General features: G+C 48.9%; 19 protein-coding genes and 2 tRNA genes. 13 read left to right on the top strand and 8 right to left on the bottom strand.

Translation table 11 applies throughout. From position 1 onward, the window contains the following. Positions 1-5 precede the first annotated feature (5 nt). The gene (gene ligA / locus PSI9734_RS04490; protein WP_173919888.1) at positions 6-2,021 is read left to right on the top strand and encodes an NAD-dependent DNA ligase LigA; all 2,016 of its coding nucleotides are present in this window, start codon (positions 6-8) and stop codon (positions 2,019-2,021) included. On the opposite strand, the gene PSI9734_RS04485 is transcribed toward ligA, so the two are convergent. Continuing rightward, positions 2,018-3,625, bottom strand: coding sequence for a lytic transglycosylase (locus tag PSI9734_RS04485; protein ID WP_173919887.1), 1,608 nt, complete (start codon positions 3,623-3,625; stop codon positions 2,018-2,020). The genes ligA and PSI9734_RS04485 overlap by 4 nt on opposite strands. Before the next feature lie 58 nt (positions 3,626-3,683). Continuing rightward, positions 3,684-4,397: a hydroxyacylglutathione hydrolase gene (gene gloB, locus PSI9734_RS04480; protein WP_173919989.1), complete on the bottom strand. Its 714-nt coding sequence runs from the start codon at positions 4,395-4,397 to the stop codon at positions 3,684-3,686. A gap of 56 nt (positions 4,398-4,453) precedes the next feature. On the opposite strand from gloB, the gene PSI9734_RS04475 reads away from it, so the two are divergent. Continuing rightward, positions 4,454-5,203 carry a methyltransferase domain-containing protein gene (locus PSI9734_RS04475; RefSeq protein ID WP_173919886.1) on the top strand — a complete coding sequence of 250 codons (750 nt, stop codon included), beginning with the start codon at positions 4,454-4,456 and terminating at the stop codon, positions 5,201-5,203. Continuing rightward, the gene (locus PSI9734_RS04470; protein WP_173919885.1) at positions 5,203-5,592 is read left to right on the top strand and encodes a rhodanese-like domain-containing protein; all 390 of its coding nucleotides are present in this window, start codon (positions 5,203-5,205) and stop codon (positions 5,590-5,592) included. Before PSI9734_RS04475 ends, PSI9734_RS04470 begins: the two co-directional genes overlap by 1 nt. Before the next feature lie 3 nt (positions 5,593-5,595). On the opposite strand, the gene rnhA is transcribed toward PSI9734_RS04470, so the two are convergent. Together rnhA and dnaQ are read right to left on the bottom strand one after the other, a co-directional pair. Next, positions 5,596-6,060, bottom strand: coding sequence for a ribonuclease HI (rnhA, locus tag PSI9734_RS04465; RefSeq protein WP_173919884.1), 465 nt, complete (start codon positions 6,058-6,060; stop codon positions 5,596-5,598). Further along, entirely contained in the window at positions 6,057-6,752 is a 696-nt protein-coding gene (gene dnaQ / locus PSI9734_RS04460; protein ID WP_173919883.1) for a DNA polymerase III subunit epsilon, read from the bottom strand. The genes rnhA and dnaQ overlap by 4 nt, the downstream gene beginning before the upstream one ends. 231 nt (positions 6,753-6,983) lie before the next feature. Between dnaQ and PSI9734_RS04455 the strand changes: the two genes are divergently transcribed. The 3 genes from PSI9734_RS04455 to PSI9734_RS04445 all read left to right on the top strand — a co-directional run bounded on the left by PSI9734_RS04455 (position 6,984) and on the right by PSI9734_RS04445 (position 9,632). Then, a tRNA-Asp gene (locus PSI9734_RS04455) sits at positions 6,984-7,060 on the top strand. 25 nt (positions 7,061-7,085) lie between these two features. Then, a tRNA-Asp gene (locus tag PSI9734_RS04450) sits at positions 7,086-7,162 on the top strand. A 268-nt stretch (positions 7,163-7,430) separates the two neighbouring features. Then, positions 7,431-9,632, top strand: a complete 2,202-nt coding sequence (locus tag PSI9734_RS04445) for a M3 family metallopeptidase (protein WP_173919882.1) — start codon at positions 7,431-7,433, stop codon at positions 9,630-9,632. A 73-nt stretch (positions 9,633-9,705) separates the two neighbouring features. Here the strand turns inward: PSI9734_RS04445 and PSI9734_RS04440 are convergent, their stop codons facing one another. Further along, positions 9,706-10,200, bottom strand: a complete 495-nt coding sequence (locus PSI9734_RS04440) for a DUF2165 family protein (RefSeq protein WP_173919881.1) — start codon at positions 10,198-10,200, stop codon at positions 9,706-9,708. A gap of 192 nt (positions 10,201-10,392) precedes the next feature. Between PSI9734_RS04440 and PSI9734_RS04435 the strand changes: the two genes are divergently transcribed. Next, entirely contained in the window at positions 10,393-12,618 is a 2,226-nt protein-coding gene (locus tag PSI9734_RS04435) for an NADP-dependent isocitrate dehydrogenase (RefSeq protein WP_173919880.1), read from the top strand. Positions 12,619-12,685: 67 nt separating this feature from the next. Here the strand turns inward: PSI9734_RS04435 and PSI9734_RS04430 are convergent, their stop codons facing one another. From PSI9734_RS04430 to PSI9734_RS04420, 3 genes are read right to left on the bottom strand one after another with little or no spacing between them, the layout of a single operon-like run. Continuing rightward, positions 12,686-13,288, bottom strand: coding sequence for a YqiA/YcfP family alpha/beta fold hydrolase (locus PSI9734_RS04430; protein WP_173919879.1), 603 nt, complete (start codon positions 13,286-13,288; stop codon positions 12,686-12,688). Next, positions 13,285-13,974 carry a HEPN domain-containing protein gene (locus PSI9734_RS04425; protein WP_173919878.1) on the bottom strand — a complete coding sequence of 230 codons (690 nt, stop codon included), beginning with the start codon at positions 13,972-13,974 and terminating at the stop codon, positions 13,285-13,287. Before PSI9734_RS04425 ends, PSI9734_RS04430 begins: the two co-directional genes overlap by 4 nt. A 16-nt stretch (positions 13,975-13,990) precedes the next feature. Then, positions 13,991-15,403 carry a serine hydrolase domain-containing protein gene (locus tag PSI9734_RS04420; RefSeq protein ID WP_173919877.1) on the bottom strand — a complete coding sequence of 471 codons (1,413 nt, stop codon included), beginning with the start codon at positions 15,401-15,403 and terminating at the stop codon, positions 13,991-13,993. 233 nt (positions 15,404-15,636) lie between these two features. On the opposite strand from PSI9734_RS04420, the gene dnaE reads away from it, so the two are divergent. From dnaE to PSI9734_RS04390, 6 genes are all read left to right on the top strand, one after another. After that, positions 15,637-19,149: a DNA polymerase III subunit alpha gene (gene dnaE, locus PSI9734_RS04415; RefSeq protein WP_173919876.1), complete on the top strand. Its 3,513-nt coding sequence runs from the start codon at positions 15,637-15,639 to the stop codon at positions 19,147-19,149. Between the two features lie 42 nt (positions 19,150-19,191). After that, positions 19,192-20,148, top strand: coding sequence for an acetyl-CoA carboxylase carboxyl transferase subunit alpha (accA, locus tag PSI9734_RS04410; RefSeq protein ID WP_173919875.1), 957 nt, complete (start codon positions 19,192-19,194; stop codon positions 20,146-20,148). A 6-nt stretch (positions 20,149-20,154) separates the two neighbouring features. After that, entirely contained in the window at positions 20,155-21,159 is a 1,005-nt protein-coding gene (tilS, locus tag PSI9734_RS04405) for a tRNA lysidine(34) synthetase TilS (RefSeq protein WP_173919874.1), read from the top strand. Between the two features lie 22 nt (positions 21,160-21,181). Beyond that, positions 21,182-22,081 (top strand): DMT family transporter, encoded by a 900-nt coding sequence (locus tag PSI9734_RS04400; protein WP_173919873.1) that lies wholly within the window; start codon positions 21,182-21,184, stop codon positions 22,079-22,081. Further along, a complete protein-coding gene (locus tag PSI9734_RS04395) occupies positions 22,078-24,045 on the top strand; it encodes a monovalent cation:proton antiporter family protein (RefSeq protein WP_173919872.1) in 1,968 nt (655 codons plus the stop codon). Before PSI9734_RS04400 ends, PSI9734_RS04395 begins: the two co-directional genes overlap by 4 nt. Positions 24,046-24,143: 98 nt before the next feature. Next, on the top strand, positions 24,144-25,382 hold the full coding sequence (locus PSI9734_RS04390; RefSeq protein WP_173919871.1) for an efflux RND transporter periplasmic adaptor subunit: 1,239 nt from the start codon (positions 24,144-24,146) through the stop codon (positions 25,380-25,382). Positions 25,383-25,392: the final 10 nt, after the last annotated feature.

Below are 25,392 nucleotides of genomic sequence, written 5' to 3'. Positions count from 1 at the left end.
ACGCTATGTCCAAAACAGATCCTCAACAGCGCGTAGAACAGCTACGCGCGCTTATCACTCGTTATAACCAAGAATATTACGAATTAGATGAACCATCGGTTCCAGATGCGGAATATGACCGCTTGTTTCGGCAGTTACAGCAGCTTGAAAACGACAACCCTGAACTTCAATCGCCGTATTCACCAACGCAAAAAGTTGGCAGCCGGCCGGTATCGGCGTTTCAACCTGTGGCTCATGAAATGCCTATGTTGTCGCTCGACAACGCCTTTGAACAGAGCGAGTTTGAAGCTTTTGCTACGCGACTTCGTGAGCGCTTAGATACGGCATCCGCGGTGGCGTTTTGCTGTGAGCCAAAGCTTGACGGTGCGGCGGTAAGTTTACTTTATGAGAACGGCCAACTGGTGCAAGCGGCAACTCGAGGCGATGGCCAGACCGGCGAGGGAATTACCGCAAACGCCCGTACCATTCGTAATGTACCGCTGCAATTACAAGGCGATTACCCGCAGCGGGTGGAAGTTCGTGGTGAAGTATTTATGCCGGTGCAGGCATTTGATGATTACAATGCGAAAGCGCTGGCGCGAGGTGAAAAAACGTTTGCCAACCCGCGCAATGCTGCGGCAGGAAGCCTGCGTCAGTTAGACTCTCGAGTGACCGCCCAACGGCCCTTACATTTTTATGCCTACAGCATGGGCGTGGTGAGCGATGATGTTGAACTGGCAAATTCTCATTATCAACGCTTGCACCAACTACAACAATGGGGCCTGCCGATTAGCGCCGAAGTAAAACTGGTAAATGACGCACAAGGTTGTGTCGATTACTACCAGGACATTATGCAAAGGCGTGCTGAATTACGCTACGAAATTGATGGTATTGTGCTGAAAGTTGATGCAATCAAGCAACAGCAAGATCTCGGGTTTGTGTCGCGGGCACCGCGTTGGGCTATTGCTTGGAAGTTTCCAGCACAAGAAGAAATGACGGTGATCAATGGCGTTGATTTTCAAGTGGGAAGAACAGGTGCGATTACCCCGGTTGCACGACTTGAGCCAGTGGCAGTTGCCGGCGTTACAGTTTCCAATGCGACCTTACACAACGCCGATGAAATTGCGCGCTTGGATATAAAAATCGGCGATACCGTGGTCATTCGTCGTGCGGGTGACGTGATTCCCCAAGTGGTCAGTGTCGTAACAGACAGACGGCCCGCGGAGGCCGTTAATATCACTTTCCCAGCGAGTTGTCCGATTTGTGGCTCACATGTCGAACGGGTGGAAGATGAAGCTGTTGCGCGCTGTACGGGGGGCCTTATCTGCGCCGCTCAGCGCAAAGAAGCGTTAAAGCACTTCGCGTCACGAAAAGCGATGGACATCGACGGGCTGGGCGATAAGTTGGTGGAACTATTGGTGGAACGCGAGTGGCTTAAGTCGCCCGCTGACCTTTATCGATTGCAGGCACGAGAGCTTGCTATGTTACCGCGCATGGGTGAAAAGTCAGCGGAGAATATTGTTGCGGCCATTGCTGCCAGTCGTCAGACAACCTTAGCGCGTTTTCTTTATGCGTTGGGTATTCGTGAGGTCGGTGAGGCAACGGCGGCCAACCTTGCCAATCATTTTACTTCGCTAACGGCTATTCAAAATGCAAGTAAAGAGGCTCTTGAGCAAGTCAACGATGTTGGCACGGTGGTTGCAAGTCACATTTACCAGTTTTTCCGTGAGCAACATAACCAAGAGGTGGTTGAGCAACTGCTTGAGCTCGGCGTGAACTGGCCTGATGTAGAAGCGTTGAGTGTCAGCGAAGCGACCTTAGATGGACATACCTATGTGCTGACGGGAACCCTCACAAAAATGACGCGCGATGAAGCGAAACAAGCGTTGCAAGCACGAGGTGCTAAAGTCAGTGGCAGTGTTTCGAAGAAGACAACTGCGGTAATTGCCGGCGATAATGCCGGCTCAAAACTCACTAAAGCTGAGCAACTGGGGGTCACAGTGCTCAGCGAAGATGAGCTTTTACAGCTGATTGAAGCTTAAGATTCAGATCCCAATCTGGTCACGTCGACGAGCAATTTTAGGCGTTGACCAGGTTGCAGATAAGAACTACGGCGGATCTGGTTCCACTTCTCGATGTCCTGAATTGAGACATTAAACTTTTGCGAAATACGTGCCAGAGAATCGCCGCTGCGCACACGATAGTGAATACTGCGAGTGATACCTCGGGCTGCCTGTGCATCGTCCTTTAACCACACCACTAACTCTTTGCCAGGCCGTAACGGGTCGGTTGGTGCCATACCATTCCATTTTGCTAATTGACGTAAATTCACATTGTACTTACGGCTTAAGTCCCAAAATGTATCGCCACGCACAATTTCATGACTAATTTTATAAGTTCCACGTTGTTGCGATTGAGTTGTCGTCAAGCGTTGACCTGCTGATAAATTATAATCATCCAACGCCTGTGAAGCTGTGGGGATCAACAGATAGTCGCCCGCACGAATTAGGTGGCCACGAAGCGAGTTTGCTTGTTGGATCGCCTGAGTTGAGGTGTGATAGTTTTTAGCGATCACGCTCAAGCTTTCTCCTGACTTTACTTGATGTCGTGTCCAGCGTACCAAGTCGTCGCTCTGTGCTGCGCTAAGCCATTGCTTTAATTGCTGGGCATGCTCAACGGGTAGCCATAGGCGGTGAGGCCCCTCAGGATCCGTCGCCCAACGATTATAACCAGAGTTGTAGTGGTGTAACTGATCAAGCTCGAGTCCGGACTTCTCAGCTGCAAGGGCGAGATCAATTTGTGAGTCAGTTTCCACCATTTCCAAGTAGGATTCATTTGCTATCGGCAACCAGCTGACTTGATAGTGGTCTTGTTGTTTCAAAATATCAGCGAGGGCCAATAGTTTTGGCACATAAGCGCGTGTTTCTCGTGGCAAGTCGAGGGACCAAAAATCAGTTGGTTTTCCGGCCCGCTTATTCTTTCGAATAGCAGATGAAACTCGGCCACCGCCTGAATTATATGCCGCCAATGCATGCAGCCAGTTGTCAAAACGGCTATTGAGATCAGTAAGGTAATCAAGGGCCGCGTGGGTTGCAGCATAAACATCTCTTCGACCGTCGTACCACCAGTTAATGTCAAGCCCGTATTGTCGTGCCGTACCTGGAATAAACTGCCAGACGCCAGCAGCTTGGCCGTGGGAATAGGCAAAGGGGTCAAAGGCACTTTCGACGATCGGCAGCAACGCAAGCTCTAGTGGCAGCCCACGGCGTTCGATTTCATCAACAATCAAATGCATAAAAGGCGCAGCGCGTTTTGCCACGCGATCCATATAAGCCGGGTGCTTCAAGTAATAATTACGTTGTGCAATCAGTCGCGGATTATCAGGAATCTCAAACTGAAGCTGACGACGGACACGTTGCCAAAGGTCGGTTTCTTGCTGCGGCGGTAGCTGCTCTACTGCAGTTTCCTTGGCAAGCAAAACCGGCGTTTCGATAAGCTCCGGTGAGGTGCTGGTCGTGTCTTCTTTGGTGCTTTTAGCTGGTTCTGGTTGCTGAGTTATTGTTTTTGTTGTCTGACGCTCTGTCGGGGTTGATTGACACCCAGTTAAAACGACAGCGCCGATAGTCAGCACTAGCCAATGTTTCATTAAGCCTTTTTCCTTTTCTTTCGTCACCAATACTTCTTAGAGAAAGCAGTGTACGAGTTTAAAATTTATCTTTCCACTGCCTTAATTGGGCAAATTCTTCTGCATTGCGGGCATGTAAAAATGGATTAATGCTCAACTCACGTGCAATGCTTGATGGAAGTGAGGGTTTATGGTCCCGTCGCCAATTCGAAACTTCCTGCTGAGCCTTTTGAATCGACGGGTTATCAGGTTCAGCGGCAGCCGCAAAACGCAAGTTAGCGGCGGTATATTCATGAGTACAGTAGACGGCGGTTGACGCTGGAAGTTCGGCTAGCTTACGTAAAGAAGCCAAAAATTGTGGTGCCGTACCTTCAAACATGCGCCCACAGCCTGCACTAAACAACGTATCGCCACAAAATAACAAGCCAGGTGTGTAAAAGCTAATATGATCGAGTGTGTGGCCGGGAGTTTCAATCACTGTAAACCTTTGTTCAAGCCCTTCTGGAATAAAGCTATCGCCATCGGCCAGTTGTGTCGATAGCCCCTTAATGACGGGGTTACGAGGGCCATAAACAGGAACCTTAAAGTGTTCGAGTAATGGTAAAACCCCATCGGTGTGGTCCCAGTGGTGGTGGGTAATTAAAATGCTTGCTAATTCGATGTCCTGTTGCTCAAGCCACGCAAGCACCGGCCGGTGATCGCCGGGATCAACGATAACCGCTGGTGCACCAGCGACTGGCTGTATGGCCCAAATATAGTTATCATCAAAAGCACTGATCGGAGTTATAAGCATCATTGACCTATTCATTTTGCATTGCTATGCGAACAGTATACAGGTGAGCAGCGCTCATGTTAAAACCTGCATTTCGTGAAAAACAAGTAAAAGCTCCTAAGCATTGGCATCAAATTGCTTGTGGCGAGTGGTTAAAACACCAAGTCGAGACTCGTATTGAAGGTTATTGCGAGCGGCTCTATGGCTATCATTTTGCTCGGGTGGGCGCACTTTCGGCTGAACTTAATTTGCCAAACTTTGCGATTTCCCATCAATTCGCAGTTGCCGAGCATCACCATGCACAGGTCCAAGTACATGCATTAAGCACTCAGTGGCCATTTGCCGAGGCAAGTTTAGACGCCATTTTAATGGCCGGACAACTTGAATTTGAGCAAGATCCCCACCAAGTATTACGAGAGTTGAGTCATAGCTTAATTGCCGACGGCAAACTTATTTATGTAGGCTTTAACCCGTATAGCCCGAGTATTCTTACTGGAGCCTGGCCCGCAAACCTCAACTGTTATCCATGGTCAGGCCGTTATTTTAGTAAGGCGAGGGTACTCGACTGGCTAACATTGTTGAATTTCGAAATTACGGTTGAAGAGTACTTTGCGCCGACTTTACTGACGCGCAAGTGGGGGCTTTTGCAAAAAGGGATAGAGTCGGTTTATAAACGTGTTCCGCAATGTGGTTCACTTTATTTAGTAGTTGCTAAAAAGCGGGAGTTTCCGTTAACGTTAGTAACTGGACGCCAAAAGCAGCGTCAATTACGGCCAAATTTGCAAGCGGCCCCCTTGGCGAACCAAACGCGAACAAAGGAGTACTAATGTTAACACCACAACAATTATGTGCGAAAGCAAAAGCAAACGTTGAAGAAATCGATATTGATACGCTACATCAAAAGGTTGCAGAGGGAGCTCGGGTGATCGATGTCCGGGAACCTGGTGAATATGCTGCCGGTCACATTCGTCAAGCAGTGAACATGCCGCGGGGTGTGTTAGAAATGCAACTTAATCAACATCCTGATGTTGCTGGCTACGACGATGCGCTTGAACGCATCGCGGAACAGCCGCTGTACTTAATTTGCCGTACTGGCGGCCGCTCAGCGTTGTCTGCTGAGTCGCTACAACGCATGGGCTTCAACAAGGTTGTCTCAGTTGATGGCGGTATGCAAGCATGGGAAGAGCGTAAATACCCGCAGGTTACGGGAGAGTAACTGCTAGTCTGCTTGGTAGCCGGTGTCTTGATGCAACTTCGAGCCACTGGCTGCTTGCCGAGCTAATTCGTCACAGCGTTCGTTTTGAGGGTGTCCAGCATGGCCTTTCACCCATTCCCATTGAATCTCATGGCGCTGCGCAACACTATCGAGCGCCTGCCATAAGTCTGCGTTTTTAACTTGCTTGCGATTTGACGTACGCCAACCATTGCGTTTCCAGTTATGAATCCAGCTTTGGATGCCTTGTTTTAGGTATTGGCTATCGGAAGTGAGCGTCACTTTGCAGGGCTGTTTTAAAGCCTCTAGCGCTTTAATTGCAGCAAGCATTTCCATTCTATTGTTGGTGGTGAGCTGGTATCCCGCCGCCATTTCTTTGTGGTGCTCGCCGTATTCAATAACGGCTCCGTAGCCCCCAGGACCGGGGTTGCCTAAACACGAGCCATCGGTATAAATATGAACATGTTTCATGATTGCTGCCAAAGTGGAGCCTCAATCATTTCGAGGCGCTGTTGGTGGGCTGCTTCTTCATCGGCCGAGGCACGAATAATCTTCAATTGTGGCTTGTTTTCCACTCGATTCCAGTCGACCCGTTGGCCATTGTGTTGGTTGCTTTGTTTTTGGCTCGCTAATTCAAGCTTGGTTTGCCCACCTGTCATGCCTAGGTAAACGTCAGCCAAAAGTTCAGCATCTAACAATGCGCCGTGAAAGGTTCGGTTGGAGTTATCGATGCCAAAGGCTCGACATAAGGCATCAAGGTTATTTTTTTGTCCAGGGCGCATTTCTCGGGCCAGCAATAGCGTATCAAGCACGCTACAGTAGTCGCGAGTACGGCCAAAGTTACCGCGTAGCAGGGAAAACTCATGATCCATAAAGCCAACATCAAAGGGGGCGTTATGAATCACTAATTCACCGCCTTTAATGAAGTCTAAGAACTCATCCGCAATTTGCGCAAATACCGGTTTGTCTTGTAAAAACTCATTGGTAATTCCGTGTACTTCAATGGCTTCTTGCTCGACCACGCGCTGCGGATTAATGTAAACATGAAAGGTATTGCCGGTTAGCTTGCGGCCAATGAGCTCGACCGCACCAATTTCAATAATTCGGTGTCCGCGGGCGGGGTCTAGACCTGTGGTTTCAGTATCTAATACGATTTGGCGCATGGCGCAGTCTTACCTTTGTTGATGAACATATGCTGCCAGAAGATTACCTGAAGTTGAGTGCAATTGCGATCCTCAGGTGAACAGCTAAATATGCCTAAATAGGTGGATTTGATTGTTTTTCAGGCAAACGAGACAAAACTTCAAAAAAAAGGTTGACGACTGACGACCGCCCTCGTAATATTCGCTCCGCATTCAGGGGGACCCAATCGGGAAAGCCTGAAGCAGGAAGTTGGAGCGGTAGTTCAGTTGGTTAGAATGCCGGCCTGTCACGCCGGAGGTCGCGGGTTCGAGTCCCGTCCGCTCCGCCACTTCCCTTAGTTTTGAAACCGCTGCGGAGCGGTAGTTCAGTTGGTTAGAATGCCGGCCTGTCACGCCGGAGGTCGCGGGTTCGAGTCCCGTCCGCTCCGCCATTTCATTGCTACTCCCCAGTAGTTTCCGTTGAAGTTATCCCTTGGTATAAGCCCTAACGTAATGGTACGCCCTAGCGCCGTTGTGTGCATTCGTTTGACTAAATTTCTGCTTGCCCTTGTCTGAATCTGCCTGAATCCGCTGAGTTGTCTATTTCCCGCTATGAAAAGCTCTTGAGTGCTGTGTTCCCAAGCGGTACATTAATGAGCGTTCATTATAAGCTCGTTCTGCTAAGGTAGCAGTTCGACGAATCACCAGGGAGAACTTTCAATGCGTAAAAGCATCATCGCCGTAGCTATCGGTGCAACATTAGCTGTTGCCGGGTGTGCGGATAAAGAAGCAGCACAACAAACGACAGAACAAGCGGCAGAACAGACGCAACAGAGCACAACAGAAAAAGCGACTGCCAATGAGTTTAATCAAAGTAACCCATTTTATGCCGCTAGCACCTTGCCTTACTTCGCGCCAGACTTTACGAAGATAGAGTTCGCTCATTACGAGCCGGCGTTGCTTGCTGGTATGGAAGCCCATGCTAAAGAGATTAAAGAAATTGCGACGAACCCAGAGCCTGCGACATTTGAAAATACCATCGTGGCGATGGAAAAATCGGGTCAACTATTGAGCCGTGTTGGCTCGGTATTTGGTAATGTCGCCGGTTCTGCTGGTAACGACGATTTCCGCGCTTTACAAGTGAAAATGGCACCTAAGTTTGCCGCACACAGCGACAACATCAACCTAAATGCGGACTTATTTGCACGCGTTAAAGCGGTCTACGATAGCCGTGATCAGCTTGAAGGCGAAGCATTGCGTTTAGTTGAAGACACCTATAAAGGATTCGTTCGCGCTGGTGCTGAACTCACCGAAGACGAAAAGTCACGGATCCGTGAAATCAACTCAGAAATGTCTTCTGTTACGACTGAATTTCGTAACAACCTGATGGCACTCGTTGATGAAAATATGGTCGTTGTCGACGATAAAGCAGAGCTCGCTGGATTAAGTGAGTCGCAAATTGCCCGCTTAGCACAAACTGCTGAAGCGAAAGATATGGCTGGAAAATATGTTATTACGGTAACGAACACCACCCGTCAGCCAATTTTATCATCACTTGAAAATCGTGAGCTACGTGAGCAAGTTTGGAAGGCATCAGCACTTCGTGGAACTGGCAATACAGCAACTGATAACCGCCCACTCGTACAAAAGCTAACCGAATTACGTGCCGAAAAAGCACAGTTATTAGGTTATGAAAGCTGGGGTGCTTATGTACTCGAGCAAAGCATGGCATCAGCGCCTGATGCTGCTCAGCAAATGTTACGAGATCTTGTTCCGGCAGTAGTCAGTAACGTTGAAGGTGAAATGGCTGAAATTCAAAAAGTTATTGATGCTGAAGGCGGTGACTTCGAAGTTAAGCCATGGGATTGGGCGTTTTATGCAGAAAAAGTACGCGCCGAGAAGTATGCCCTCGATTCAAACGAAGTAAAGCAATACTTCGAATTCAACCGCGTTGTTGAAGACGGTGTGTTCTTCGCAATGAATCAATTGTTCGGTATTACTTTTGAGAAGCGTGACGATATTCCAACGTACGCTGATGATATCAATGTCTACGAAGTGAAAGATGTTGATGGCGAAAGCCTTGGCTTGTTCTACGGTGACTGGTTTACGCGTGACGGTAAGCGCGGAGGGGCTTGGATGAGCTCGTTTGTTTCTCAGTCGCACCTGATGGACAAAAAGCCAGTTATTCTGAATAACATGAACATCAGCAAAGCTGCTGACGGCGAACCAACACTGCTAAGCTTCGACGAAGTAAGCACAATGTTCCATGAAATGGGCCATGCGCTACACGGTATGTTTTCAGACGTAATGTACCCGTCACTGGCTGGTACTTCAGTTTCACGTGACTATGTTGAGTTCCCTTCAACGTTCCAAGAAGACTGGACGCTAAACCCGAAAGTGATCGCCAACATGGCTAAACATCACGAAACCGGTGAACAGATTCCACAACAGCTACTCGATAAAGTGATGGCCGCTAAAAACTTCAACATGGGCTATGACACACTTGAGTACATTGCGGCAGCATTACTTGATCTTGAGTACCATACCCTGACCCCTGAAGCAGCAGCTAATATCGAAGATGTTTCGCAATTCGAACAAGCTGCGCTGGTACGCAATGGCGTCGACGTTGAAGCGGTTCCACCTCGTTACCGTTCGACGTTCTTCGCACACGTGTTTGCCGGTGGTTATTCTGCAGGTTATTACGCCTACATGTGGTCTGAAGTTCTGGCTGCTGACGCCTTTAAATACGTACAGCAAAATGGCGGTTTGACGCTCGAAAACGGTCAAGCGTTCCGTGATGCAATTTTGTCAAAAGGTAACAGTAAAGATCCGATGCAACAGTACATCGACTTCCGTGGTCAAAAACCGACCGTTGAAGCACTACTAGAACGTCGTGGTTTAACTGCACCGACTATCGACTAAGTTTGATAGACCATGAGAAAACCCGCTATGGTTTAGTTGCCATAGCGGGTTTTTTAATAGCTGCTGCAGCGTTCTAGTTAGTCGGCTCGACAAGGTTTACGAACAAGGTTACCAGTGCAATCGAGGCTAAATAGGCAAAGGAGCCATCGAAAGATGCATCGCCTAGCTCGGTTTGCCACATTTGAAAAAATGCACCACCAAGTGTTTGAAATAAACCAAACCAAATTAATAAAGCGATCGCTGTACCTACATGTGTAAGGTATTTGGCACTTTGAAACTCTTTCTGTGGCGCTTTTCGCTTTTTTAGTAAATGCCATGCGGCAAATACAAAGACTATTCCGGCGAGCAGCTCGAAACAAACGATGAATGCCGTGGCCAACCAAATAAGAGGTTCGCTAGTCAGTGCAAAGCCAAAGGTTGATGGATAATAGGAATGATTTTCCATTCTGGTGACCGTGCTTACAACTGCGTAAGCGGAATCGAGGTTGACCAAATTTTGTAGCGCATAGAAAAGGCACATCAACCCCATGCTAAAAACTAAGAGTATTTTTAACCAACGTAAGAGCATGATAGTTTCCTTGTTGTTGTTTTTTTGACCGGTATAACTAATAGATAGTCGCAGGCTTGATGTCAATTTAGGTAGCCATAATAAACATTGTGAATAATCAAATTTAAGTTTCGCTTACTGGTCTATATTGCCCATACTTGCTATACTTCGCGCCACTTTTACAATCCTTTCAGAACCTAGTAAGGAACGACTATGGCGATTGATAGCTCAAAGATTATTTATACCGAAACGGATGAAGCGCCGCGCTTGGCAACCTATTCATTGTTACCGATTATTCGTGCATTCACAGAAGCTGCAGGAGTGTCGGTGGAAACGCGTGACATTTCTTTGGCTGGTCGTGTTATTGCACTGTTCCCGGAGTATTTGACAGAAGAGCAGCGTATCAATGATGCACTTGCAGAGCTTGGTGAGTTGGCTAAAACGCCAGAAGCAAATATCATCAAGTTGCCAAATATTAGTGCCTCAATCCCGCAGTTGATTGCTTGCATCAAAGAGTTGCAAGAGCAAGGTTACAAATTACCAGATTACCCGTTTGACCCAGCAACCGATGAAGAGCGTGACATCAAATCGCGCTATGACAAGGTGAAAGGTTCTGCGGTAAACCCTGTACTGCGCGAAGGTAACTCGGACCGCCGTGCACCAGCCTCCGTTAAGAACTATGCGAAAAAACACCCACATCGCATGGGTGCTTGGAGCAAAGACTCAAAGACCCGTGTAGCCCATATGGACGAAGGTGACTTCTATGGAAGCGAACAATCAACGACCTTCGCGAATGCAGATGATCTAAAGATTGTATTGAACACGCCAGCGGGTCAAACCGTATTAAAAGAATCAGTTAAAGTGTTAGCGGGCGAAGTCGTCGATGCTGCACGCATGGATGTGGCGAAGCTGCAAGCGTTCTTCGCGCGCGAAACAGCCAAAGCGAAGGAAGAGGGCGTATTACTGTCGCTACACCTAAAAGCGACCATGATGAAGGTTTCTGACCCTATTATGTTCGGTCACGCGGTAAGAGTCTTCTTTAAGTCTGTCTTTGATAAGCATGCTGACCTGTTCAACCAGTTAGGTGTTGACGCGACCAATGGCTTTGGCGATGTGCTAGCTAAAATTGCTGAACTACCTGCCGACCAACGAGCTGCGGTTGAAGCAGATATCCAGGCTGTTTACGACGAGCAACCTGACTTAGCGATGGTCAACTCACACAAAGGTATTACCAACCTGCATGTACCGAGCGACGTTATTATCGATGCCTCGATGCCAGCGATGATTCGTGATTCAGGAAAAATGTGGAATCTGAATGATGAGCGTCAAGATACCCGCGCGATGATTCCAGATCGCTGCTATGCAGGTGTTTACGAAGAAACAATTACTTTCTGCCGTGAAAATGGTGCGTTTGACCCAGCAACCATGGGTACATGCCCGAACGTTGGTTTAATGGCGCAAAAAGCGGAAGAATACGGTTCGCATGATAAAACCTTTGAAGCTCCAGCTGACGGAACCATCAAAGTGTTAAACCAAGCAGGCGAAGAAGTGTTCTCACACGACGTAGCAAAAGGTGACATTTGGCGTATGTGCCAAGTTAAAGACGCGCCTATTCGCGATTGGGTGAAGCTTGCTGTAAACCGTTCACGTTTAAGTGGCATGCCTGCGGTGTTCTGGTTGGACGCGAATCGTGCGCATGATGCCGAACTGATCAAGAAAGTGACCAGCTACCTTGAAGACCACGACACTGATGGTCTCGATATTCAAATCATGGCACCAGTGGAAGCAACGCGTCATACCTTGCAACGTATGAAAGCGGGCCAAGATACTATCTCGGTAACCGGTAACGTATTACGTGACTACCTAACCGACTTGTTCCCGATTCTTGAGCTTGGCACGTCAGCAAAAATGCTCTCAATTGTGCCATTGATGAACGGTGGTGGTTTATTCGAAACGGGCGCTGGCGGCTCAGCACCGAAACATGTGCAACAGTTCGTAGCGGAAAACTATCTGCGCTGGGACTCACTTGGTGAATTCCTTGCCTTAGCAGCGTCGTTGGAGCACTTGTCACAGCGCACGGATAATCAGCGTGCACAGATTCTGGCTGACGCGCTTGATAAAGCGACAGCTAAGTTCTTGGAAAATGACAAGTCACCAGCCCGTAAGCTAGGACAGATTGATAACCGAGGAAGTCATTTCTACCTTGGTTTCTATTGGGCTGAAGCGCTCGCAGCGCAAACTGACGATACCGACTTGGCGGCACGGATGACGAAATTGGCGAGCTTCATGAGCGAAAATGAAGCCAAGATTGTCGATGAATTGAATGGCGTGCAAGGTAATAGCGTCGAAATCGGTGGTTACTATCAGCCAAATGGCGAGTTAGTTTCAAACGCGATGCGTCCGTCAGCGACATTGAATGAAGCGTTGCAAAACCTATAATCAATGAGGTTAAACGCAGGAAAGACAAAAACCGCGAGTGAACAGCTCGCGGTTTTTTTATGGGCGATTATCTATTCGTGGCTGCCTGAAAGAACGCCATAATAGCGCTGAGATGATTGCCAAAGCCTTGAAAGCCATGGTCGCCACCCTGCTCGATAGTGTGTTTGGCGTTCGGCAGGGCAGCAACGGCTTCCCTATAGTCGAGTAACTCATCGCCGGTTTGTACCATTAACCAGCATCGACTGTTATCAAGGTCTAATGGGTAGCTAGGCTCGATCGCCTGGAGTGTTGCAACATAACTTTCGCGCCACTCGTAAGGGCTCTCGTCGAAATAGTTAATAGCGGTTCCAAGGGCACGTTTTAGCGACGCTCCCGCATGCATCGACGGATTGATTAACACCAGCGGCAACCGGTACTTGAGGGCCATCGTTTGTGCATAAAAGCCACCTAGTGACGACCCCATTAGGCACACTTGGTAACTATTGGCAGCGAGTTGTAGTTGCTCGATCAATTCCTCTAAAGTCTGCAGCGCAAGCGCCGGTATGTGTGACAATGAGGGTGCGATAAAGCGGATATCATGGGCGTGGCAGTAGTCTCGCGTCGCTTGAGCTTTACTACCAAAGCCATTTGAGCCAAAGCCATGAATAAAAATAACGAGTGGTTTTCTCATCGTTGTTCCTCGGTGAAATAAGCGGCATCCCCCCAATGCTCACTGCCATGGAACATCATCAGTTGAATAATTAACGGCAGTAAGTGACCAAGAAGACCAGTGGCATCACGTAGTTGTTCACGGTTGAGTTGACCATTCCAGGTGGCACCGCCATGCACGAGTTGGTTTCGCAATGTGTAAAGACGATCCATGATGATACTTAAACTCGTGACCACATCTCGCTCGGCCAACGCACGATGAGCTGCTCGCTTGGCGGATTCGAATGACTCTTTCCAAGCATCGGCTTCAATTCGGCCAGAGGCACTGTCCCAAAATGGTTGGTAGACGTATGGATTATTCATTAGGGTACGAATTTTATTAGGATAGTGCTGCCAGATCAGATTGTACAAGTGCTGGTGTTCGTCGTAGTCAACGATGCGCTCGAAAAAAGCGGCGTAAGCGTCACGTTGCGAGACTCGAGACTCATGGGTGTATTCACTTGCATAAGCTGCGTTGAAGCCAATCCAGAGAAACAGAAACTCGGCATCGAGATCATCTTGGTCACGCTCTTGTTCGGCTCTATAGAGCCAGCTTAACGCACGGTGTACACGTAGAGACAAACCGGTCGACCAAGTATCGCGCTGCTTGCGTTGGAAGGATTTAAGCATGTCATGTTTAAGTTCCTTTAAAGCTGAGTCTTGTGTCATTTTGACGTCCTTGTGATTAAAGTTGAGAAGCACTGTCGAGCGCTTTGAGTATATCGCGCGTGAAGTCATGCTCATTAAAACCGGGCTCACCCGCTAGATCATAGCCGCGACGAACGATAACTAAGTTACGGCTAGGGATAATAACTAAAAATTGACCACGGTTGCCGCGAGCAGCGATGGTGTCATTGGGCAGCTCAGGAAAACGTTCATTGTAAAGCCACCATTGGGCACCGTAGCCAGGAGCGCCCTCTGGCGGTTGGGCTGCTGCTGGTGTGCTAATGTAGTTGAGCCAATTGGTTGGTAAGAGTTGCTCGCCCTGCCAACGACCATTATTCAGGTGCAGTACGCCGAGCCGAGCCAAATCACGTGCGGTAGTCCATACCTGTGACGATAGAATAAAGTCGCCTTGCCAATCGGTTTCCAAATAGGTGTGCTGCATTCCAAGCTTGTCGAGTAGGGACTCAAAGGGAAAGCGCAAGTACGCATCAAGTGTTGCAAAGCGTTCCCGCAATGTACGTAGCGCTAGTAAAGTATCGTTATTGGCATACTTCCAGCGGGTTCCTGGCGCCACTTCAAGTGCGCTTTCGGTTGCTGTGTCACTGACCAAACCGCCGCCCATATAGACTCGGTCGGTACGATTTCCCGCAGCGTTGCTGTCGAGGCCTGACGCCATATGTAACAGATTTTCGAGGCTTATGGCAGCACGTGGGTCAGCAGGGTGAGACCAGTTCTCTAATGCTGCCGGTTCGTCGACTTCAATCAGCAACTGTTGTACAGCAGCACCGATCACACTTGCCCCAATACTTTTGGCAACAGACCAAGTGCGTTGTGCTGTTGCGGGCGTCATGCCTTCTAAGTAACGTTCGGCTAGTAGGTGTTCAGGGGTTGCAATGAGTACTGCTGAGGTACGAGCACCACGACCATAATGTTTACTAAAAGCGCGATCGACAACGTTAGCGAGAGCGCTTTGCTGACTTGGTTTGAGTGGCGTTGGCTGCTCCTGCCAAGGTCCACCATGGTCTTGCTGCGCGGCCTTGTCTCCAGCAAAAGGGTTGGCCACGTGGGGAAAGTTATCAAGCGAGGCACCGACGGGTAAGTCGACGCAGCCGAGCTTTGGTCGCCAAACCGAATAGCGTGAACGCTTACCGTTATCGTAGTTCACCCGTACCCATCGTTGTTCAGAATTCACCTCAGCTTCAAGTTGTGCGACACGTTCGGCAATGAGTGGATAGATGCCACCTAATTCATACTCGCGTATCGCTGCTGCATCTTTGTTACCATTAAATGTCGCACTGCAGGTAAAGCCAGCGACGTAGCCAGCGGCATAGGCTGCTAGCGTGGTATCAGTTTCCTCAGCGGCAAGGCTTAGGTTGCTTGCCATGAGCAATGGTAGCGCGGCAAGTGGGTAGAAACACGCTGACTTAAGCATACAAAACTCCAATCAATGGTTAGTTGTTAGTTTTATTTTAAGCACACTAACTTAAATGGGTCACGTAAAGAACCACTGCGTCGGTCTCAACTAAGCTTGCGTTCGACGTAAAAACGAGCGCTTGAATACACGGGCAGTATTTTATGCTCGCCCACAATCAGGCATGACATAACGCCACGCTTACGGCACAATAGATGCTGATTGGAATACCATGGGATAATGACAGCAGACGCATGACAGAATCAGTCCAGAATTCAGCACCACAGTTTATTCACTTACGTGTTCATAGCGATTTCTCCATGATCGATGGCTTGGCGAAAGTGGGTCCGATTTGTGAAACCACCGCTGCTAAAGGCATGCCCGCCATTGCGGTCACCGATCAAATGAATATGTGTGGGTTAGTAAGGTTTTATCGCACCACTCATGCAAAAGGCTTGAAGCCGATTGTTGGCTGTGACCTGTGGGTGCTTCCTGAAGGCTGGGCAAGCGATAGCCAAGAAATGCCGTTTCGTTTGACTGCGTTAGCCATGACAAATGATGGCTACCAGCAACTCACGCAACTCATCAGCCGAGGTTATTTAGCGGGACATCGCGCAGGCCGGCCTTGTGTGAATAAAGAATGGTTAGCAGAGCATGCGGAAGGTTTATTATTGTTGAGTGGTGGCCGTGAAGGTGATGTCGGGCGAAAGTTACTGCAAAACCGTGAGGCAGAAGCGCGGCAATTGCTGGCGTTTTATCAGCAGCATTTTCCTGATCGTTTTTATCTAGAATTACTTCGTACCGGGCGGCCGCAAGAAGACGATTATCTTCATGCCGCGGTGGCCTTAGCTGCGGCAGAAAATGTGCCGGTGGTCGCTACCAACGAAGTCGTGTTCCTAAAGCAAGAGAACTTTCACGCGCATGAAGTGCGCGTCGCGGTCGCCGATAGTTACACGCTTGACGATAAACGTCGGCCGAAAAAGTACAGTGCAGAGCAATATTTAAAAAGCCCAGAAGAAATGGCTGAGTTGTTTGCCGATATCCCCGAGGCTTTGGCCAATACGGTTGAAATTGCCAAGCGTTGCAATGTCACAATAACCCTTGATGAATATGTATTGCCAGAGTTTCCGACCGGAGGCATGACACCCGGCGATTTCTTGGTGAAAAAATCTGAAGAGGGTCTGGAAGAGCGGTTAGCGCAGTTATTTGCGGATCCCCAAGAGCGTGCTGAAAAGCGCAAGGAGTATGACGAACGCCTTGCCATTGAACTTCAAGTGATTAACCAAATGGGCTTCCCAGGTTACTTCTTGATCGTTATGGAATTTATTCAATGGTCGAAGGATAACGGTATTCCGGTGGGGCCGGGGCGAGGTTCTGGTGCGGGCTCTTTAGTTGCCTACGCATTAAAAATCACTGATCTAGACCCGCTCGAGTTAGATTTACTTTTCGAACGATTTCTTAACCCCGAGCGGGTGTCGATGCCCGACTTTGACATCGACTTCTGTATGGATCGCCGTGATGAAGTTATTGATCACGTGGCCGAGCTTTATGGTCGTGAAGCGGTATCGCAAATCATTACTTTTGGCACCATGGCTGCAAAAGCGTCGATACGAGATGTGGGTCGCGTGTTAGGTCACCCTTACGGCTTTGTCGATAAAATCACTAAGTTAGTTCCAGGTGATCCAGGTATGACCTTGGCCAAAGCGTTTGAGGTTGAACCGAGACTGGTTGAGGTTTACGAGCAAGACGAAGACGTACGTGACCTTATTGACATGGCACGTATATTAGAAGGCGTTACCCGTAATGCCGGTAAGCATGCGGGCGGGGTGGTCATTGCGCCCGAGAAAATCACTGACTTTTCGCCGCTTTATTGTGATGAAGAAGGTAAGCAGCCGGTCACGCAGTTTGATAAAAATGATGTCGAAGCTGCGGGTCTCGTTAAGTTCGATTTCTTGGGTTTACGCACGCTCACTATTATTCAGTGGGCGCTCGACATGGTGAATGCTAAGCGCGAGACACGCGGCGAATCGGCGATCAATATCGAAAAGATTCCACTTGCGGATCCAGCCTGCTTTAAGTTGCTGAAAAAAGCGCAGACCACCGCGGTGTTCCAGCTTGAATCGAGTGGCATGAAGCAGCTAATTAAAAAGCTTTTACCAGACAGCTTCGAAGATATTATTGCCTTGGTTGCATTGTTCCGGCCAGGCCCTCTGCAATCGGGGATGGTCGATAACTTTATTGATCGAAAGCATGGGCGTGAGCCGATCTCCTACCCTGATAAGAGCTACCAACACGAATGGTTGAAACCCATTCTTGAGCCCACCTATGGCGTTATTCTCTACCAAGAGCAGGTGATGCAAATTGCTCAGGTATTGGCAGGCTATTCACTGGGCGGCGCTGACTTGTTGCGCCGTGCAATGGGTAAGAAAAAACCAGAAGAAATGGCCAAGCAGCGGGCGGTTTTCGCTGATGGTGCAAAGCAAACGGGTATCGACCCAGACTTAGCCATGAAAATCTTCGACTTGGTAGAGAAGTTTGCCGGTTATGGGTTCAACAAATCACACTCGGCGGCCTATGCACTGGTGTCGTACCAAACATTGTGGATGAAAACCCACTACCCCGCAGAGTTTATGGCGGCGGTTATGTCGGCTGATATGGACAATACCGATAAAATTGTCACCCTTGTTGATGAGTGCGACCAGTTAGGTTTGAAACTACTCCCGCCAGACGTCAACGTCGGTCAGTATAAATTCACCGTCGATGGGCAAGGCGATGTCGTCTATGGTATCGGTGCGATCAAAGGGGTCGGCGAGGCGCCTATTGAGGCAATTCTAAGTGCTCGTAGTGAAGGTGGGGCATTTACTGATCTATTTGATTTTTGCTGTCGTGTCGATCTAAAGCGATTAAATCGACGGGTTATTGAAAAGCTCATTCGTGCTGGCGCCATGGATTCGCTTGGTCCGCACCGTGCGTCGTTGATGGCAACCTTACAAAAAGCCATGCGCCAAGCCGAGCAGCACGCACGTGCTGAAGCCATTGGTCAGTCTGACTTATTCGGTGTGTTAACAACCGCCGCCGACACGGATACCATTGAGCACGAGTTCGAGCAAGTGGCTGAGTGGCCTGAGGCTATTTGGCTTGACGGCGAACGGGAAACCCTTGGACTATACTTAACAGGTCACCCTATCAACCGTTATCGTAAAGAGCTGCGTAACTATGTGCCATGTAATTTAGCTGACGTGCGGCCAACGGGTCGAGATCAGATGACCACGATTGCCGGTTTGGTGATTGATATGCGCGTTATGGTGAACAAAAAGGGGGCTCGATGGGCCATCGTCACCATGGATGACAAATCAGCCCGTTTTGATGTACGCTTTTTCGCCCAAGATTACGAAAGATATGAAGAACTTTTAGCCAAAGACAGAATTTTGGTCATAAAAGGAGAGGTCAGCTTTGATGATTACTCGGGGGGCAATACAATGACCGCTCGAGAAGTGATGACAATTACCGGTATGCGTGAGCAGTATGCGAAAGGGTTGCGGCTGCGACTGCGTCCAGAGCACCTCGAGGGTGCCGGCTTCAAGCGTCTAGTAAAGACCTTAGAAGCGTATCGTGGTGGCACATGTCCACTACTATTTGATTATCAACGCCCTGATGTGAGTGCCAGCTACCAGGCGGCGACAGACTGGTATGTAACGCCTGAAGATGATCTGCTTTATGAGCTAGAGCAACAAATCGGTGCCCAACATCTCGCGCTAGAATTTTGATTTGCAACACGTACTAAGGCGATGTTGTCTAAGGGAGTCCAAATGAATTTGCAATTTTTAGAGCTCGAAAAACCCATTGCAGAGCTGCAAGCACAAATCGACGAGCTGAAAGCCGTTGGTGCCAAGGGTGATTTTGATATTTCGATTGAAGAAGAGATTGCTAAGTTACAAGAAAAGCGTGAGCAACTGATCGAGAAAATCTTTGGTGATCTTGGTGCTTGGCAAGTTGCGCAGATGGCGCGCCATCCGATGCGCCCTTACACTCTTGACTACATCTCAGCTATTTTCACTGATTTCGACGAACTTGCCGGCGATCGTGCGTTTGCCGATGACCGTGCGATCGTCGGTGGTACTGCACGTTTAGACGGTCAGCCAGTGGTCATAATTGGTCATCAGAAAGGTCGTGAAACCAAAGAAAAGATTCGTCGTAACTTTGGTATGCCAAAACCTGAAGGGTATCGTAAAGCGATGCGTTTGATGGAAATGGCCGAACGGTTCAAGATGCCCATTATCACCTTTATTGATACGCCCGGCGCTTATCCGGGCATTGGTGCCGAAGAACGTGGACAGTCCGAAGCCATCGCCCGCAACCTTAAGGTTATGGCGCGTTTAAATGTTCCTATTGTTTGTACAGTTATTGGTGAAGGTGGCTCTGGTGGTGCCTTGGCTATTGGTGTGGGCGATCGGGTCAACATGTTGCAGTACTCGACCTACTCGGTGATTTCGCCTGAGGGTTGTGCGTCGATTCTTTGGAAAAGTGCTGACAAAGCATCCACTGCCGCCGAAGCTATGGGCGTGACTGCCCAACGTAGTCTTGAATTAGGTTTGATTGATGCCATCGTCGAAGAGCCGCTAGGTGGTGCGCATCGCGATGTTGAAGTGATGGCACAGCGACTCAAGCAACGTTTACTGGACGATCTTAATAGTTTGAAAGACCTTGATCGTACTGCGTTACTCGAGCAACGTTATCAAAAATTGATGTCATTCGGTTATTGCTAGATCAACGTGGACGTTAGTTATCGCGACCTCTACCCAGACTTTTGCACGGCCCTAGAAAATGTTGAGCTGCGGCCTGAGCAACAGCTTGTTGCTTGCTTAGGCGGCGGCGCTGATTCTCAAACCGTGCTCGATCTGCTTGACCGTTGGCGCCAAGACCATCCGCAGTTTAACTACCTTGCGATTCATCTAGATCACCAGTTTCACCCCGACTCGGGACATTGGGCGGAAGGCTTAGTCGACGACTGTCAGCAGCGACAATTTCCAATGTACTGTGAGGTATTAGCGGTGCCACAGGGGCGTCGAACAAGCAAGGAGGCCGCGGGTAGAGAGGCGCGTTATCAACGGCTTGGCGAAATCGCAACGGACAACGCAATACTACTCGTTGGTCAGCATCGTAACGATCAAATTGAGACCTTTTTATTGCAGTTGAAACGCGGTGCGGGGCCGAAGGGCTTGGCGGCAATGGCGCAGCAAAGCGAAAGTCAACGCCAACTGCAACCTCGGCAAACCATCGTGCGGCCCTTGTTAGGGGTTAGCAAAGCAGAAATTTATGCTTATGCCAAGCAGCACCAGCTGTTCTGGATTGAAGACGATACCAACTATGACACTCGCATTGAGCGTAATTTTTTACGGCATAAAATAGTACCTGAGTTAGAGCAGCGCTGGCCACATTTTGGTGACGCGGTATTGCGAAGTGCACAATTGTGCGCAGAGCAACAACAGGTGCTTGAAGAACTGCTCAGCGAGCAACTCATGACGTATCAAAACGCCGCGGGTGAACTTAAGGTTGAGCCGTTGGCAAGCCACTCGCCGGCCAGTCAGCGAGCACTGCTGCGTACTTGGTTGCAGCAACAAAACGCAAGCATGCCTTCCTATGCGCAATTAGAACAAATTCGAAGGCAAATGATTCATACCAAAAATGACCGACAACCAGAAGTATCCTGGGGTCGCCATACCGTGAAGCGAACATCTTCACGCCACCTTATTTTGGGTTCACGAAACGCCGATTAAGTCGTTCTCTTGGAGTTAAAAAATGTCCGTAGCTGTACCTCCGGTTGAGAAAAATCAACGCCGCGCGTTGGTTTTTGGCATTGCCGCTGTTGGGCTTTGGTCAACGGTTGCCACCGCCTTTAAAATCGCCTTGGAATACTTGTCGCCATTGCATCTACTGTTATTTGCGACGCTCACTAGCATGCTCGTTTTCCTTGGCTTACTGACATGGCAAGGTCGCTTGTTAGAAACCTTGAAGCTGGGACGCAAGCGTTGGCTGTTTTACAGTATTCAAGGCGCAATTAATCCATTCACCTATTACTGGGTATTATTTGCCGCCTACGATCAATTGCCGGCGCAACAGGCACAAGCGATTAACTACACATGGGCCATCACTATGGCGCTATTGGCGGTGCCGATCTTAAAGCAACGCTTAACGCTACGTGAGCTTTGTGCCATGTTAATTGCTTATGGCGGCGTCGTTTTCATTGCCACCGGCGGACAGTGGGACTTCCAACAGACGAACTGGGTTGGTATTGGTTTGGCGTTGTTAAGTACAGTGTTGTGGGCCGGGTATTGGTTAATTAATACGAGAAATAGAGATGCGCCAATTCCAGCGATGTTTTGGTGTTTTGCATTCGGTACCGCTTTCCTGGCGGTCGCTGTGGGACTCGACCCGACTCCGGTGCCTTGGTTCGAATGGCGCGCCTGGGCTGCCGCAGCCTATGTCGGAATGTTTGAAATGGGAGTCACCTTCCTACTGTGGTTAACGGCGATGCGCACTGCAGAGAAAACATCGCAACTATCGATGCTTATTTTCTTGAGTCCGTTCGTAAGTTTGGTATTAATTTACTTTCTTCTTGGAGAAGTGATTGAAGTGACGACCCTTATAGGCTTAAGCTTAATTTGTTTTGGTCTATACCTGCAAAGGAAATCCAAGTGAATGGAACGTTTCTTGATGTACTTGCACTTTTAGCGATAGCGGTTGGTCTCGTTTGGAGCTTTCGACGAGTTAAGCTGCCGGCCATTTTAGCTTACCTAGTGACTGGACTTATTGCCGGTCCGGATGTCGCTGCGTGGGTCGAAGACCCTGATGAATATCATTTTATCGCTGAACTTGGTGTGGTTCTGTTACTTTTTTCCCTTGGGCTCGAGTTCTCTCTTCCTAAAATGATTGCCATGCGGCGCTTAGTGTTTGGGCTTGGTGCCGGGCAAGTGGTGATTTGTTCGGTGCTTTTTGCCGGGCTAGCCTACCTTTGGCTCGGTGATTGGAATGCGGCCATGGTCATCGGTGGTACCCTCGCGTTAAGCTCGACCGCGGTAGTGATCAAGCAATTAGGTGAGTCATCACAATTAACCACTCGTAAAGGCCAAGCAACGGTTGCGGTGTTACTGTTCCAAGACATTGCCGTAGTGCCGATGTTGATCGTTATTCCGTTACTAGCGAGTGCCTCAGCCGACACCAGTATCTGGGAAAGTTTAGGTATTGCACTGGTGAAAGGAGCGGGCGTCGTCATATTGCTGATGACCATCGGTAAATGGGTTCTGCCCCATGTGTTTCGTGAAATCGCGCGCTTAAGAACCGATGAGCTTTTTGTTCTGGCTACGCTTCTCGTCGCTCTAGTGGCAGGCGGTCTTACCCATTTGTTTGGCCTTTCGATGGCCCTAGGAGCCTTCTTAGCCGGCATGATGCTCGGCGAAAGCAAGTACAAGCATCAACTCGAAGCGGATATACGGCCGTTTCGCGATATTCTAATGGGCCTCTTTTTCATTACCGTTGGTATGCAGCTAGATTTGTCGATATTTTTGCGGCACTTGCACTGGATTATCCTCGCCGTGCTCGTTATTGGCTTATTAAAAATGCTGGTTGTGCGGTTAGTCGCAGGGTTAATGAAAGAGCGTGAAGAAGATGCTTGGAGCGCAGGCTTGATGTTGTTTCAAATGGGAGAGTTTGGTTTTGTACTGGTCTCACTCGCGTTTTCCTATGCATTATTGCCAACAGATATTGCCTCGTTATTAGTCGGTGTCGGTGTGCTGGGAATGGCGGTGACGCCAGTTGTTATTCAACGTAGCCACCAGCTTGTAAAACCATTATTAAGAGCGAATACCCTAGAGCTGAAAACCGAAATTGTGCAACCGGACACCTCTAAACCAAAACGTGTGCTGGTGCTAGGGTTTGGCCGAGTTGGGCAAACTGTCAGCCGGTTTTTAACCAATGAAAACATTGAGCACCTGGCGATTGACCATGACAGCAAGCGCGTGCAAGAAGCGACCGCGGGTGGCGCCAACGTTTTCTTCGGCGACGGTGCTCGCCGCGATATCCTCAAGACCGTTCATGCGGACCAAGTCGAACTCATTATCATCACTTTTGCCGATGACCTGAAAGCACTTGAAGTACTCAAGTCGGTGCGTGAAATGAACGACCACGCCGAAGTGATTGTGCGTTCGCGCGATGATTTAAGGCTCGAAGCAATGATGCAAGCCGGAGCTACCCAAGTGGTGCCGGATACTTTAGAGGCAAGTTTGATGCTGGTATCGCAGATATTGAGCCGAACCGGCGTGCCGATTCGAAAAATACTCGCACGCTTAGACCAAGCGCGGCGTTCTCATTACGGCGACATGCATGGCTTTTATCCCGGTGAAACCACGGACATGGATCCCGAAAAAATTGATCGCTTACAATTTCTGCATGCTGTACAGCTGACCGACAACGCCTATGCGTGTGGTAAAGAGTTAGCACAACTGGGTTTGGATGACCTCGGCTTACAGGTGAAATCGGTGCGCCGCGACGGTCAGGAACATAGTGAAGTTGCGGGTGATTTTAAGTTACAACAGGGCGATGTACTGCTTATTGCGGGAGGCCCCAGGGCTGTTGAGGCAGGTGAAAGCTTCTTATTGAATGGCTAATGTTTCTGTTGTTACAACTCGCAACATAATCTGGCTTAAATATAATCAAAACATAGCGCATACTATAGCCGTCTTCATGTTTAACTGGAACTATCTACATGGCATTTAAAAAGCGTGCGCTGCTACCTCCTCTTATTATTATTTTCGCAATTGTCATCGTTATCGGTTTGGGAATGATGCGACCTCAATTACCGATGCGCTCAAATGAGCGTCCCGCGGTGTTAGTTGAAGTGCAAGAGGCGATGCCTGAAAATCTAAACCTCGTGGTTAGCGGGCAAGGCAATGTAATGCCTAAACATACGACCTTTCTTATTGCTCAAGTTAGTGGCCAAATCACCGAAATCGCGCCGAACTTCCAAAACGGCGGCTTTTTTGAAGAGGGTGATATGGTTCTCAAAATCGATAGTCGCGACTATGAAGTTGCATTGCAAAGCGCGAAAGCGAATCTTGCTCAGGCAAAGGCTGCGCTAGCGGAAGAAAGTGCTCGCGCTGAAGTTGCGCGCGAAGAGTGGGAATCATTACAACTAGGTGAAATTCCAGAGCTAGGTTTACGCAAGCCCCAAGTGGCTAGTGCTGTAGCAGCGATGCAGTCGGCTCAAGCCGCGGTAGCGAAAGCCGAGCGCGATCTCGACCGTACCACCGTGCGAGCGCCTTTTGCTGGCGTGTTACAAAACAAGAATGTTGATTTAGGCCAATATATTAATAGCGCGAGTCAAATCGCTGAGATCATGGGAACCAAGACGGCTGAAATACGAGTACCGTTGAGCGACCGCGACCTTGCGTATCTTAACCTTCCTGAAGCTGAGCAGAAATCAGACTTTCCCCAAGTTCGACTTACTTCGCAAGTAGCTGGGCAAACCTATGAATGGCAGGGCCGCTTAGTTCGTAGCGAAGGTGTTTTGAACACCGACAGCCGAGTTATCTATGGTGTGGTTGAGGTTCAAGACCCGTATAACAGAGCTGCCAAGCAACATGAAAAGGTGCTGCGATTCGGACGCTTTGTTGCGTTAGAAATTGAAGGGATCTTTGTCGACAACGTCTTCCGTATGCCACGTTACGCGCTTACCACAGATGGTAACCTTTGGTTGGTTGACGATGAACGTCGACTGCAACGTCGTCATGTTGAAGTGCTTCGCACCGAAGAAAATCATGTCATTATCGATGGCGGACTTGAAGCTGGCGATAAGGTGGTGTTAACGCAGTTAGCCAATGCTTTACCTAGTATGAAAGTACGTTTACCAGGCGACCCTTTACCGCAGCAAATGGAAGGTCCTGAAAGCACGGATGATGCAACAAATGTTGGCAGTCAGTCTGCCGATAATTCAGCTGACGAGTAAGGGAACCTGA

This window comes from Pseudidiomarina piscicola (genome assembly GCF_902806985.1).
Lineage (GTDB): Bacteria > Pseudomonadota > Gammaproteobacteria > Enterobacterales > Alteromonadaceae > Pseudidiomarina > Pseudidiomarina piscicola.
Note: the sequence above shows the minus strand (reverse complement) of the source record. Positions and strands in the feature narration are given on the sequence as shown.

Bases quoted from the DNA above. Each gene is read 5' to 3' on its own strand.
- ligA (WP_173919888.1), top strand. From the start codon at position 6: ATGTCCAAAACAGATCCTCAACAGCGCGTAGAACAGCTACGCGCGCTT.
- PSI9734_RS04485 (WP_173919887.1), bottom strand. From the start codon at position 3,625: ATGAAACATTGGCTAGTGCTGACTATCGGCGCTGTCGTTTTAACTGGG.
- gloB (WP_173919989.1), bottom strand. From the start codon at position 4,397: ATGCTTATAACTCCGATCAGTGCTTTTGATGATAACTATATTTGGGCC.
- PSI9734_RS04475 (WP_173919886.1), top strand. From the start codon at position 4,454: ATGTTAAAACCTGCATTTCGTGAAAAACAAGTAAAAGCTCCTAAGCAT.
- PSI9734_RS04470 (WP_173919885.1), top strand. From the start codon at position 5,203: ATGTTAACACCACAACAATTATGTGCGAAAGCAAAAGCAAACGTTGAA.
- rnhA (WP_173919884.1), bottom strand. From the start codon at position 6,060: ATGAAACATGTTCATATTTATACCGATGGCTCGTGTTTAGGCAACCCC.
- dnaQ (WP_173919883.1), bottom strand. From the start codon at position 6,752: ATGCGCCAAATCGTATTAGATACTGAAACCACAGGTCTAGACCCCGCC.
- PSI9734_RS04445 (WP_173919882.1), top strand. From the start codon at position 7,431: ATGCGTAAAAGCATCATCGCCGTAGCTATCGGTGCAACATTAGCTGTT.
- PSI9734_RS04440 (WP_173919881.1), bottom strand. From the start codon at position 10,200: ATGCTCTTACGTTGGTTAAAAATACTCTTAGTTTTTAGCATGGGGTTG.
- PSI9734_RS04435 (WP_173919880.1), top strand. From the start codon at position 10,393: ATGGCGATTGATAGCTCAAAGATTATTTATACCGAAACGGATGAAGCG.
- PSI9734_RS04430 (WP_173919879.1), bottom strand. From the start codon at position 13,288: ATGAGAAAACCACTCGTTATTTTTATTCATGGCTTTGGCTCAAATGGC.
- PSI9734_RS04425 (WP_173919878.1), bottom strand. From the start codon at position 13,974: ATGACACAAGACTCAGCTTTAAAGGAACTTAAACATGACATGCTTAAA.
- PSI9734_RS04420 (WP_173919877.1), bottom strand. From the start codon at position 15,403: ATGCTTAAGTCAGCGTGTTTCTACCCACTTGCCGCGCTACCATTGCTC.
- dnaE (WP_173919876.1), top strand. From the start codon at position 15,637: ATGACAGAATCAGTCCAGAATTCAGCACCACAGTTTATTCACTTACGT.
- accA (WP_173919875.1), top strand. From the start codon at position 19,192: ATGAATTTGCAATTTTTAGAGCTCGAAAAACCCATTGCAGAGCTGCAA.
- PSI9734_RS04400 (WP_173919873.1), top strand. From the start codon at position 21,182: ATGTCCGTAGCTGTACCTCCGGTTGAGAAAAATCAACGCCGCGCGTTG.
- PSI9734_RS04390 (WP_173919871.1), top strand. From the start codon at position 24,144: ATGGCATTTAAAAAGCGTGCGCTGCTACCTCCTCTTATTATTATTTTC.